Origin of the sequence: Geobacillus lituanicus, from assembly GCF_050994965.1 — a bacterium.
In the GTDB taxonomy this organism is placed as follows: domain Bacteria; phylum Bacillota; class Bacilli; order Bacillales; family Anoxybacillaceae; genus Geobacillus; species Geobacillus stearothermophilus.
Window position 1 is genome coordinate 3,140,397 of the sequence record NZ_CP194773.1, and the last position, 12,324, is coordinate 3,152,720.

Below are 12,324 nucleotides of genomic sequence, written 5' to 3' on the forward strand. Positions count from 1 at the left end.
CTTATTGTCCAATGCTCCGGTACTTCCCTTCAAAAAACAAGAGCGGGTCGCCCGGTTCGTCTTTCATCAAAATATCGGTCACTTCCCCAAAGTAAAGCGTATGATCGCCGGCCACGTACGTGCTGTGGACGTTGCATAAAATATTCGCCAACGCCTCCGGCAAAATCGGATGGCCGTTCACCCAATCGAACGAAACAGGGCGTTCTTCTTTCAGCTGGCCAGCAAACAAGCGCGACAACTCCTCTTGATCACGCCGCAAAATGTTGACAGCAAATTTCCCCGTTTGCTTGACAATGTCATGCATTCGCGCTTTATGGCCAATGGAGACGACCACCAGCTTTGGGTCGAGCGAAACGGACATAAACGCGTTCGCCGTCATCCCTTTCGCTTCCCCTTGAAACGCGGTCGTCACAACCGTCACGCCGGTTGCGAATTTCCCCATCGCGTTGCGGAATGTGCGGTCATCCATACGTTCTCCCATCCTTCCCTTTTCATCATCTAGCTGTGATTGGCTGCTCCCGGAAGGCCGGTGAAAAACTGCGATGTCCTTCCATCAATGATTTTTATTGCTCAAAAAAACATTCATGAGCAAGCCTTGCTCCCCACCCTGGCATGAAAATGACGCATTAAGGCGGCGCATTTTCACAGAAAAACAGACGTTCTCAATGAAGGAAACCTTTTTACATTGGCCTTTTTCAATCACCGGCCCACTAGGCGGGCAGTTCTCAGCCGCTTAGGCGCCTGTTTCAGGCAAGCTGCCCGGTTTTCTATAGTGAAAGCCAACCAAATCTATCCCCATCATAGCAAAAACAAAACAAGGAAACAACGACGACGCGCCATCAGCCATTGCCGCGTCGGAGATGTCCTTGCTCAAAGCCGACCGGTTCCTTTTGATCGCCTAAACCGTTTCCCATTTGATGCCCAAAAAAGCAGCTCCGACTTTGCTGTTGACGCTATTCTTTGTTTAGTGCAAAATACAGAGTTCTGCAACAAAAAAGTGCAGAGCTTCATGGCATAAAAAAAGGCTTGCCAGCTCCTGAAATTCCCTCTACTGTTAAGGTTGTGAAGAACAAAACAGTGGAGGTAAAGAAAGGATGCTAGCAATGCCTGAAATTCATCATATCAAACATTTGCGTGAAAAGAAAGGGTTATCGCTTTCCGAAATTGTCCGCAGGACGGGATTTAACTGGAGAACAGTCAAGAAATATGCGGATGGAGACATTTCGGTCAGACAAAAAATAAAGAGAAAACGGGGAATGATGGAGGAAGAAGGATACGGTCAAATCATTGATGACTGGCTGGAGGAGGACGCCAAACTGCCAAGAAAACAACGGCGGACAAGCAAGAAGATGTACGAACAATTAAAGCAGGAACATGGCTTTAAAGGGTCTTATCGAACGGTTTGCGCCTACGTTCAAAAACGAAGACCTCAGCTTAAGCTGGAGAAGGAACGGCGTTACGAGAGGCTGGAACACCCTCCGGGGGAAGCGCAGGTGGATTTCGGCACCATGTCCGTTGTGACGAAGGAAGGAAAAGAGGAAGACCGATCAATTCTGATTTTGAGCTTTCCGTACAGCAACGCCGCGTATGCGTATCCATTGCCGGCGGAAAACAGCGAATGTTTTCTTTACGGGCTCACTCAGCTGTTTCGCCAAGCCGGAGGCGTCCCGAGAAAACTGCGCATCGACAATTTGGCGGCGGCGGTGGTTTCGATTCGAAAAGGAGGCGAACGTCAATATACTGAAGCATTTGAGCGATTCCGGCTTCATTATGGGTTTGACGTACAGGCGTGCAATCCGTATAGCGGACACGAAAAAGGGAATGTCAAACGGAAAGTTTACTATACTCGTCAACACTGCTTTGTCCCTGCTCCGTTGATCGAGGGGGGATGAAGAACTGGCGGAGTGGCTGCATCGCAAGATGATCGAAGATCGAGCCCGCCCCCACTATGAAAAAGGGAGAACCATTGAGGAATTATGGCAGGAAGAACAAAAGGAGTTGCTTGTCCTGCCGGAGAGAGATCTCCCGATCTTCTCCTTCCACCACGCTAATGTCAATAAATACGGGGAAGTAACGGTGGATGGGGAGGCGTTTGTGGTTCATGGGATCCCGGTTCCCAACCGTGTCCTTGTCAAAAAGGAATGGGATCGTTTCATGGTTTTGTCCCAGGAAGGGGAGGTGTACCTGGAAGCGCCAAGGCCGTACACGAAAAAGCAACGGGAGCTCCCTTGGAAGGACATTTTGGCGGAATGGGCGCAAAAGCCCCGGGTGGTGGAGTATTCGCGGTTTCGAGTTTACTTGCCGGAGGCCATTAGGAAATACTTCATGGAACAACCGAAACAGACGGCATCACTCATTCGAGGAGTGCAGAAGCTGCTGGAGCGGTACACCGTCTATGAGATCGCCCAGTGGCTTGACAAGTATCAACGGTGGGATTTGACGCCCCATGAGATCGGGGTGTTGATGGAGGCGAAGCGTTCGGAGTATCCCGCGAAATGGGAAGAAGCCTATACCCCTTCCGTTTTAGTCGACTATGAAACCGATTTACATGTGTATGATCAACGTCTTTGTCCGTCAAGGGAAGGGGGAAGCCGGGCATGAAGATGGATTTAAAAGAGATTTGTAAAGCCCTGCATTTGGCGTACATCGCGGATCGATTCGAGGAGGTGGCCTACGAGACCAAGGAACAGTTTTTGCGTGATGTGTTGGCGTTGGAGCTGTCGTTCCGTCAGAAAGCAAAACAGGCTCGATTGATCAAGAAGGCGAAGTTCCGGGAGTTGAAATGGCTCAAAGATTACGAATGGTCGGATCAGATTCATTGGCCGACCACGACCTCCAAGGAAGAACTTTGCGACCTTCGCTTTTTGGAGCAAAAAACAGAACGTCCTGCTTTTCGGTTCGCCGGGAACAGGAAAAACCCATCTCGCCACCGCATTAGGGTGAAAAGCGTGTGAACGGGGCCATGAAGTTCGGTTTTTCCGTGTCGCCGATCTTGTCGCCCAGCTCGAAGAGGCGTTAAAAGACGGCACCCTTGGGCGGCTCAAACGGCAAATCGACACATGCGAGCTGTTGATTTTGGACGAACTCGGCTATGTACCTTTTCAAAAGCAGGGATCGGAACTGCTGTTTCACATCATTGCCGATTGTTATGAACGAAAAAGTGTCATCGTGACATCGAATTTAGAGTTTGGACAATGGAATCGGGTGTTTGGGGACAACCGCCTGACGGCGGCGCTGGTGGATCGTTTGGTCCATCACGCCCACATTCTCGCGTTTACGGGAGAGAGCTACCGCTTGCGGCACGCGCTTTCTGCCGTTCAGTCGCCCCCTTCTCGCTCGGTTGGACGATAAATTCATGGAGCAGGCAAGCCTATGTATTTTTTCTTGCAATTCTCTGCACTTTTTGCTTGCAAAAAACACGCTATTCTTTTCTTCAGTGGCAGCGCAAGAAACTGGCGGGCCTGCATCCATAGATGAAAACGCAATAGCTTGTCCGCAAAGCGCTAGATGATGTCACCGCCCCGTCGCAACCGCAAGCAAAAGGCAGGCCTCGTCTAGATGAGCGCCTGCCTTTCGGTTTGCTCAAATCGGACTTTTATGACGCCGTTTTCTGCGTCCGTTCCCGTCTTCCGGCTGCATATTGAATGGCAAACATGGCCGCAAATAAGACCAATCCAACGATATCGCTGATTGTTTCCGGATAAATCAGCAGCAATCCTGTCACAACCGCCATGGCGCGTTCAAGAATGTTGAGCTTCCGGTACCAAAAGCCGATCATTCCCGCGCTGATGGCGAGCATGCCGATAAATGCCGAGAATACGACCCAAATCAAATACGGAACGGTCGTGTCAATCATGAGCAAGGCCGGTGAAAGCACGAACATGTACGGGATGATAAACGCCGAAATGGCGAGTTTCGTGGCGATGACCCCGGTCCGCAGCGGGCTTCCTCCGGAAATGCCGGCGGCCGCAAACGCCGCCAACGCCACCGGCGGTGTAATGTCGGCGACAATACCAAAGTAAAACACGAACAAATGCGCAGCCAGCTCCGGCACGCCGGATGCGATGATCGCCGGCGCCGCGATCGTCGAAGTGATGACGTAGTTGGCCGTTGTTGGCGAACCCATGCCGAGAATGAGCGAAGTCAGCATCGTGAAAAAGAGCGTCAACAGCAAAACGCCGTTTGACAAATCGATCAAGCCGTTTGCCATTTTCAAGCCAAGGCCGGTTTTCGTCACGACCCCGACGATGATGCCGGCTGCGGCGGTCGCCGCCGCCACGGACAGCGCGCTTCTCGCCCCGTCGACTAGCGCGTCAATGATGTCGCGCCACCCCAGCCGCGTTTCCTTTTTCAAGCCGCTGACGACAATGATCGCCACGATCGACCAGAGCGCCGCCCGCATCACGCTCATCCCGCTCATCAGCAGCAAAATGACAACGATGATCGGAACGAGCAAGTAGATTTTTCCGAGCACTTCTTTCCGGTTCGGCATTTCTTCCTCTGTCAACCCGCGCAGCCCGATTCGCTTCGCTTCAAAGTGCGTCATCATCCAAATGCCGGCAAAATATAGAATCGCTGGAATCGCCGCTGCTTTTGCGATCTCCCAATACGAAATGCCGCCGATAAACTCCACCATCAAAAACGCCGCCGCTCCCATGACCGGGGGCATGAGCTGGCCGCCGGTGGACGATGTCGCCTCCACAGCGCCGGCAAACTCTTTTCCATATCCGAGACGTTTCATCATCGGAATCGTAAACGCCCCGGACGTCACGACGTTCGCCACCGAGCTGCCGCTGATCGTTCCTTGCAGCGCGCTTGAGAACACCGCCACCTTCGCCGGACCGCCGATTCGCTTCCCGGCGACAACGAGCGCCAAGTCATTAAAATACTCCCCGACACCCGTTTTCACTAAGAAGGCGCCAAACAACAAGAAGACGAAAATGTATGTCGCCGACACGTACAGCGGCGTGCCGAAAATGCCTTCCGTCGTAAAAAACATCGTTTTGACGAGCCCTTCCAAATCAACGCCCCGATGAGCCAAAAATCCCGGCATATACGGCCCGAAATACGCATACAGCAAAAATAGCGAGGCGATGATCGTAATCGGCAGCCCGACCGCCCGCCTCGTCGCCTCAAGCACAAGCAGCACGGCGACCAAACCGACCGTAAAGTCAAGCGGCGTCATAATGCCGATGCGTTGGACGATGTCATCGAGCATCAGCGGCAAATATGCGCCGACCCCGATCGACAACAGCGACAAAAGGATATTCACGATGCCGACGTCGGCGCGATGAAGATGTTTTTTCCGCGCCGGAAACAATAAAAAGATAAGCGACAAGGCAAACCCTAAATGGATCGACAATAAAATTTGTTTTGGAAGCGTTTGAAAAATCGAAGCATATAACTGAAAGAGTGAAAATGAAAGCAGCCCGAAAAAGACAATCCAGCCAAGCGGCCCTTTCAATTTGCGCGTCGCTGCTTCCGGATCGTATTTTTCCAGCAATTGTTGCTGCTCCTCAGCGGATAGCTGTTCAAACTTCTCAGTCAAACAAGTTCACTCCCTTCCAGCATTGAACCAATGATAGTCGTGTCACCTTGATGCGGACAATGGAGCCGGGAGGGATGACTGTTTTTAATGTCACCATCTTCCCTTCATAAACGACGCGATGGTTGGCGACAACCCGCCCAATGCTCAACAAGATGGATGGAAATTTGCGCTCCATGCCGGTAATATAGTATTTTCCATTCCGAAGCGTAAATGTCTCCCCTGGCGCCGCGTTCGCCGGCATCCCGACCGCCGTATCCTCATAGGTAAGAGCGATTTGTTCAATCGTCCCGTCAGCCAACACCTTATACGTTTCCTCGACATCTGAACGGTGGATCGAATGCGTATAGCGAATCGCGAACGTATCCCCTTGAGAAATCGGGATATACGCAGCGACCCGGCCATCCTTTTCAAACGCCAGCACCTGGCGGAAAGGAAGGAAGAAGACTGCAACCGCCAGAAGTGCACTGACCGCTGCGAACCATTTTCGCATCAGCCGCCCCCCCCCTTCGTGGCCGGCAGAAATAAGGAAGGGCTGGCGCCATGAACCCGGCCAGTCCTTCCCGTGACACCGTTATTCCGCTTTAACTCCTTTTTCATCAAAGTATTTCTTCGCCCCCGGGTGAAGCTCGATCGACATGCCATCCAGCGCATTTTCCAGCTTGATTTGCTGGGCTTTGGCATGTTTGACCTTATCCAAGTTTTCAAAAATCGCTTTCGTCACGTTGTAGACCGTGTCTTCCGGCAAATCCGCCCGAGCGACGAGCATCGCGCGCACGGCGACCGTCGGAACCGCTTCCGCTAGCTTATACGTCCCTTGAGGCACTTCGTCTTTCGCATAGTACGGGTATTTTTCAATCAGCGCATTGATTTTGTCCTCAGCGATCGGCACAATCACAACGTCTTCCGTCGCTGACAAGCTTTCTACCGCTCCTGTCGGCGTTCCCGCCGTAATAAAAGCGGCGTCAATCGTGCCATCTTGGATGCCGGAGACGGAATCATCAAACGACAAATTGCGCGCTTTAATATCATCAAACGTCATGCCGTGAACTTCCAAAATTTGCTCCGCATTTGCCCGCGTCCCCGAGCCCGCTTCCCCGACAGAAACGACTTTCCCTTTTAAATCCTCAACGGACTGAATGCCCGATTTTTTCGTGGTGACAATTTGAATCGTTTCCGGGTAAAGGGTCGCGATCCCTTTCACGCTTTCAATTTTCTCTTTAAACATTAATTTTCCTTCCGTCGCGTATGTCGCGATGTCAGTTTGCGCAAATGCAATTTCCGCATCGCCCGCATCCAAAATCGCCATGTTTTCCGCCGATGCCCCCGAAGTGATGGCATTGGCGTCGATGCCCGTTTCATCTTTGATAATATCGGCAAAGGCCCCGCCAAGCGGATAATACGTTCCGCCTGTCCCGCCAGTGGCAATGCTGAGGAATTTCACGTCGCCGCCTTGCTTCCCGTCGGCCCCTTCTTGCTCTGTCCCTCCATTGCCGTTACCGTTTCCACAAGCGCCAAGCAACAGCGACAGAGAAAGAACAGTCATTGCGCGCGCAAACCACTTTCGCTTCTTCATCGTCATCATCTCCTTTGCTATTTTCGGTTTCCCTTTATGATTATATTGCATCGAACATATTTTCACAACCATCATAATATTATTTCCTTAGTTCTATTTTTCTATTAATCATGCAGAACGGCAGGGAAAACCCCACACTTTCCGACCAAACCGTGGTTGCAGAAGGAAGCAAAGTTCAAGTTTTGCAAAGCTTCCCTATTTGACAAAATCCGGATTTCACCCCGCATTCCCTCATAAATCATCAGTTCGTTATCACTAAACAACAGATAACCGGCCGGCTGTCCGCCGGCCATCACGACTGTCTCATCATGCATGATCAACACTCCTGTACTTCCCTTCAAAAAATAAGAGTGGGTCACCCGGTTCGTCTTTCATCAAAATATCGGTCACTTCCCCAAAGTAAAGCGTATGATCGCCGGCGACGTATGAACTGTGGACGTTGCATAACATATTCGCCAACGCCTCCGGCAAAATCGGATGGCCGTTCACCCATTCAAATGAAACCGGTCGTTCTTCCTTCAACTGGCCGGCAAACAAGCGCGACAACTCCTCTTGGCCGCGCGTCAAAATGTTAATGGCAAACTTCCCTGTTTGTTTGATGATGTCATGCATTCTCGCTTTGACCCCTTTTATATTGATAGCGCTTTCAAATCATCATTCTCCCGCCAGGCCTCCACCCGGCGGAAGAAGATCAGCGCCGCCGCTTAAACGCTTCGGCGGTGTTGATTTTGTGTTGACGGACGTATTGTTCGATTTCATGCGGCGGCGCCTGTTCATGCAACAGACGGATGATCTCTCTATGTTCTTCGATCGATGCTTTCGCCCGCTGCGGGACAAACGTAAATCCGTACAAGCGGATGCGCTTCATCCGCTGCCAAATTTGCTTGATTTGCTCTTCGAGGTAGGCGTTGCCGCAATGGGCGTAAATCAAGGAATGAAATTCATAGTTCAGCTCGCTGAACCGTTCCAGCTCCAGCTCTTCAAGCGCCCGCTCCATCCGTTCGTTCAACCGCTCAAGCTCGTTGATCGCCTCCTTCGTCAAATTGGCGGAGCCAAGCGCGGTCGCATAGCCTTCCAGCACAGCCAACACCGACAGCGTCTCGATATATTCTTTCTCGTTGATGTTGCTCACAACGGCGCCCGTATACGGTTTGAACTCGACAAGCCCTTCCGCTTCAAGCTGGCGGATCGCCTCCCGCACCGGGATGCTGCTGAGTCCAAGCTCGCGGGCGATTTGGTCGATGACGACCCGGTATCCCGGGCCATAGACGCCGTTTTCAATGCGAGAAAGAATATACTCGTAAGCCAATTGGGTTTTGTTTTTCGCTTTCGTTTCCATACGTTTATCATATACTAGATCGTATACATTGACTAGCCATTATGCCTGTTCGGCAGACAAGGCGGTCTGTTTCTCCCCTTTGCCGAATGCGGGGATTGGCGGATCGCCGACCGCGACGTGGACAACTTGCACTTCCGTATAGAAATCAAAGCTGTAATGCCCGCCTTCGCGGCCGATGCCGCTGTATTTCGTCCCGCCAAACGGGATGCGCAAATCGCGGACGTTCGGTGAATTGACCCACGCCATCCCGCTTTCGATCGCTTGGGCGACGCGGTGGCCGCGCTTCATGTCGTTCGTCCAGACGTACGCCGCCAATCCGTACTTCACATCGTTCGCCAACCGAATGGCCTCTTCTTCACTCGTGAAAGACATGACGGCCATGACCGGTCCGAAAATTTCTTCCTGCGCCACTTTCATATCGTTGCGGCAGTTAAGCAATAATGTCGGGGGCACAAAGTTGCCGCGCTCCAGCCCTTTCGGAACGCCCGGGGCATAGACGTCCGCCCCTTCCTGTTTGGCGATCTCAATATAGCGGTTCACCCGCTCCCAATGATCGCGATGAATGAGCGGTCCCAGTTCGGTCGCGGGGTTCATCGGATCGCCGATGACGATGCGGTCGACGCGCTCTTTCAGCCGGGCGACAAATTCATCGTAAATCGACTGTTCAAGCAAAAGCCGCAAGTTGGCCGTGCACCGCTCGCCATTGAGCGAAAATACGCCCCACACCGCTGCGTCAAGCGCCCGATCGAGATCGGCGTCGGCGAACACGATGAGCGGCGACTTGCCGCCGAGCTCCATCGATGTTTTTTTCAACGTTGCCGCGCTGTTGCGGATGATCTCCATGCCGGTCGTCGTCTCGCCGGTAAACGAGATGAGGCGCACGTCCGGATGGGCGACCAATGCGGCGCCCGCCATTTCGCCAAACCCGTGCACGACGTTGAACACCCCGCGAGGCAGCAGCACCGGCCGCCGATGGGCGTTGATCGTGTTGGCCGGCTTCATATACAAAACCGGGCCCTCCGGCGGCTTTTCATACGGCGGGGCGTTCATTTCGGTTGACAACGCTTCCCACTCCTTTTCATCATTCAGCGCCACCCCGTACATCGCCCCGTCAACAGGCGCAGCCCATTCCCATTCATCGATGCGGTGCGTCCGATCGCCAAACGACACCGTTCCGCTCCAAGGATCCGCCTTCGCCTCAATCGCCCGCCCCATGCCGGCCAGGCGCAAGCGCACATTGACCATCTCTTCTCCTCCCACCCCGTTATGCCGTTTTGGATGGCTCTTCGGCCAGCAGTCCGTATTTGACGAGCGTGCGGCGGATTTGCCGCTGATGTTCTTCGCTTGGCAAATCGAGCGGCAGCCGGAGCTTCGAGGTGATTTTCCCCATCATGCCGAGCGCTGCTTTGACAGGGCCTGGATTCGTTTCAATAAACAGCACATCATTGTGACCGCCGTCCGCCCCGGAATGTTGTAGACGATGATCGGAATGTCGACCGCCTCGGCCACCGCTTTAACTTCCCTCCGAAAGAAGTCTCCTACTTCTAAACGTGAAGGTGCGCCAGCACCAGTGAAAGTGGGAGATGAATTTCGGTTGGCGTTAGCCAACGAATATGATAGAATATGGCTAGAACGGACACCTTCGGAACGAAGGGAAGCGTAAAGGGTTCTTGTGTGTGGCTTACCGTTCAGCGAACACACACAAGTCGCTTGAAGCCCCCACCTCTAAGCGAAGCGTAGGTGGTGGGTAGTTCACAATGTTTATAGAGAGCAGCTTGAGACGGGCGGTTGTAATACGGGACGATGACCATCGCCGCATCGGCGCCAATCTCCTGCGCAAATTTAGTCAGCTCGATCGTTTCCGCATGGTTCGTCGAGCCCGTCCCCGGCACGAACGGCACCCGACCCGCCACCGCTTTTTTCGCCGTTTCCATCACCTGTTTCCGCTCGTCAAGCGTCAGCGAACTTGGCTCTCCCGACGTTCCCGTGACGGAAATGCCGTGCGTGCCGCTTTCAATATGCCAATCGATGAGCGCGGCAAGCGCCGCAAAATCCACGTTTCCTTCCTCATCAAACGGCGTGTTGCCGGCGCAATGGAAGACCGGCCAAACCGCGTTATACATGCGCGATTTTGCGGATTGGCCGCTTCTCCTTCTCCACCGGGTGCACGGCGCCGGACAGTACGAGCGGGTCATCGAGGAATGCCGCCGCCATGGCTTTGAACCGAACGTTCTATGCGAATGCCCGGACGCGACCATATTGCTCTCCCTTGTCGCCCAAGGCCTCGGGGCCACCATTGTGCCGCAATCCACTGTAGCCTTGTTTCGCCTCCCCGTCATCAAGGTGCTGGAGATCATCGACTCTTCGATGACAGCGGAAGCCGCCGCCATCCTCGACCGACAACGGTATTTTCCAAAAAGCGCCTGAACATTCCTCGACGTGCTCCAAACCGCTGCGGCCCGCGCCGCCGGCGGACAACATGAAGAAAGATAGCGATTCCTCCAATCATGGACGCTCAAGTGAAGGGAAAAAACAACATTGGCGTCATCTCTTCGTTGCGCCGCCCTTTTTGTTCAACGACCGGCTTTCCAAAAAAATCAGGCGCCGTTGGGCGCCTCATCACAACCCTGCCGACCGTTGCAGCCGCTTGGCGATTTCGAAAAAATCTTCGGCCGAAATCCCGGGGGCGAATTCTTCCGGCACTTCGTCCAAATCGGGGATCGCCCCCCCTTGGGGCGCTCCTTCGACCACCTCGAGCGGCTGTCCATCGCTTGGATGGGTTCCTTGCCAAATGCGGACGATTTCTTTGTAATAGCGATCGCTGAACGTATAAAGCCGGCGGTGGACGCCTTGATCCTCATACTTTCTCGCCTCGTCGAACACACGGTTATCCAACTTCGGGATCGGCAGCAGTTTCGTCACATCGACCCCCGTAGCCACTTCGATCGCTTTGGCGTACGCCAAAATATGAACGCCCCCGCGCACAAGCAAGTAGCCGATCATCTCGCGGGCGGTAGGGTGGTCCGTCATTTCATAGACGCGCATTTTATGCGTGCGCGCTCCGCATTCAAGGAAAAAGTTGTGAAGCAAATCCAAAATCAAGTTGCCGCTGTTGAACACGTACTCCCCCGTCCACGCCTTCCCCATCGAATCGCCGGGAAACGCCGTCTGCGCCGTCGCGATAAAATGATACGTATTGCGCTTGTCTTTCGCATCCTTCATCGGCGCTGTATCCGGATCACCTGGATGGGTGGAGCCGGTCAAGCAAAGGTTGATCGCATTGGACACGAGCTCCACATGACCAAACTCTTCGGCGGTGATGCTCGCCACCAACTCGTAAAACGGGCGCAGCTTCTTTTTTTGCCGAAAATTGAATGACTGAAACAAATAATTGTTTAACGTCGACATTTCTCCGAAACGGCCGCCAAGCAGCTCCTGAACAGCGGCAGCCGCATTGGGGTCCGCGTATTTGGGCTTCGGCAATTCAATCGCCAGCCGGTCGATCCGCTGAAATACCACGACTCTTTTCCTCCTTTTCCATTAATTGCTGAGGCGAACAGACACCACTTGCGCCAAGCGGATGTAATAAACCGCCTGATGCGCTGAGATGACGATATGGTCTGGCTTCACATCCCTCACCGTTCCTTGGATCGAACCGCGGACGGTTTCCACTACCACTTCTTTGCCGTTCAAAGCTTGGAAAGCGTGGTACACATACGGGTCAACCAAGGCAATAAGCTGCGGCGGCGAAGCATGGGACGCGTAGGGCTGGTTCATTCTCATTTCCTCCCTTTTGATGCGTTGAAGAAGATTCCCTTTTTATCCATATGCCGCCCCGTGCCAAACATGACAAAAAACCAAGCG

The 12,324-nt window shown here is 53.2% G+C and carries 8 protein-coding genes and 6 pseudogenes; 3 read left to right on the forward strand and 11 right to left on the reverse strand.

The genetic code is table 11. From position 1 onward, the window contains the following. Position 1 precedes the first annotated feature (1 nt). Positions 2–469, reverse strand: a complete 468-nt coding sequence (locus ACR1UW_RS16110) for a flavin reductase family protein (RefSeq protein ID WP_033011501.1) — start codon at positions 467–469, stop codon at positions 2–4. Positions 470–1,094: 625 nt separating this feature from the next. Between ACR1UW_RS16110 and istA the strand changes: the two are divergent. Together istA and istB are read left to right on the forward strand one after the other, a co-directional pair. Then, a pseudogene (gene istA / locus ACR1UW_RS16115) lies at positions 1,095–2,601 on the forward strand (IS21 family transposase). Then, positions 2,598–3,351: pseudogene (istB, locus tag ACR1UW_RS16120) on the forward strand (IS21-like element helper ATPase IstB). The pseudogenes istA and istB overlap by 4 nt, the downstream one beginning before the upstream one ends. 244 nt (positions 3,352–3,595) lie before the next feature. On the opposite strand, the gene ACR1UW_RS16125 reads toward istB, so the two are convergent. The 8 genes and pseudogenes from ACR1UW_RS16125 to ACR1UW_RS16160 form a co-directional block, all read right to left on the reverse strand. Beyond that, positions 3,596–5,548 carry a TRAP transporter permease gene (locus ACR1UW_RS16125; protein WP_289651586.1) on the reverse strand — a complete coding sequence of 651 codons (1,953 nt, stop codon included), beginning with the start codon at positions 5,546–5,548 and terminating at the stop codon, positions 3,596–3,598. Next, positions 5,541–6,038 (reverse strand): DUF1850 domain-containing protein, encoded by a 498-nt coding sequence (locus ACR1UW_RS16130; RefSeq protein ID WP_033008917.1) that lies wholly within the window; start codon positions 6,036–6,038, stop codon positions 5,541–5,543. The genes ACR1UW_RS16125 and ACR1UW_RS16130 overlap by 8 nt, the downstream gene beginning before the upstream one ends. An 81-nt stretch (positions 6,039–6,119) precedes the next feature. Next, positions 6,120–7,121 (reverse strand): TAXI family TRAP transporter solute-binding subunit, encoded by a 1,002-nt coding sequence (locus tag ACR1UW_RS16135; RefSeq protein ID WP_044743770.1) that lies wholly within the window; start codon positions 7,119–7,121, stop codon positions 6,120–6,122. 104 nt (positions 7,122–7,225) lie between these two features. Beyond that, positions 7,226–7,435, reverse strand: a complete 210-nt coding sequence (locus ACR1UW_RS16140) for a hypothetical protein (protein ID WP_080729557.1) — start codon at positions 7,433–7,435, stop codon at positions 7,226–7,228. Beyond that, positions 7,428–7,748, reverse strand: a pseudogene (locus ACR1UW_RS16145) (flavin reductase family protein); the annotation flags it as partial. The gene ACR1UW_RS16140 and the pseudogene ACR1UW_RS16145, both read right to left, overlap by 8 nt. Positions 7,749–7,812: 64 nt before the next feature. Then, positions 7,813–8,460 (reverse strand): GntR family transcriptional regulator, encoded by a 648-nt coding sequence (locus tag ACR1UW_RS16150; protein WP_289651588.1) that lies wholly within the window; start codon positions 8,458–8,460, stop codon positions 7,813–7,815. 39 nt (positions 8,461–8,499) lie between these two features. Continuing rightward, a pseudogene (locus ACR1UW_RS16155) lies at positions 8,500–9,417 on the reverse strand (aldehyde dehydrogenase family protein); the annotation flags it as partial. Between the two features lie 307 nt (positions 9,418–9,724). Continuing rightward, positions 9,725–10,583 (reverse strand): annotated as a pseudogene (locus tag ACR1UW_RS16160) (dihydrodipicolinate synthase family protein). Between ACR1UW_RS16160 and ACR1UW_RS16165 the strand changes: the two are divergent. Then, positions 10,537–10,953, forward strand: a pseudogene (locus tag ACR1UW_RS16165) (LysR family transcriptional regulator substrate-binding protein); the annotation flags it as partial. The pseudogenes ACR1UW_RS16160 and ACR1UW_RS16165 sit on opposite strands and share 47 nt — an antisense overlap. A gap of 126 nt (positions 10,954–11,079) precedes the next feature. Here ACR1UW_RS16165 and ACR1UW_RS16170 read toward each other — a convergent pair. Next, positions 11,080–11,979 carry a manganese catalase family protein gene (locus tag ACR1UW_RS16170; RefSeq protein ID WP_011232506.1) on the reverse strand — a complete coding sequence of 300 codons (900 nt, stop codon included), beginning with the start codon at positions 11,977–11,979 and terminating at the stop codon, positions 11,080–11,082. Positions 11,980–12,000: 21 nt separating this feature from the next. Continuing rightward, positions 12,001–12,237 carry a YuzF family protein gene (locus tag ACR1UW_RS16175; protein ID WP_011232507.1) on the reverse strand — a complete coding sequence of 79 codons (237 nt, stop codon included), beginning with the start codon at positions 12,235–12,237 and terminating at the stop codon, positions 12,001–12,003. Positions 12,238–12,324 lie beyond the last annotated feature (87 nt).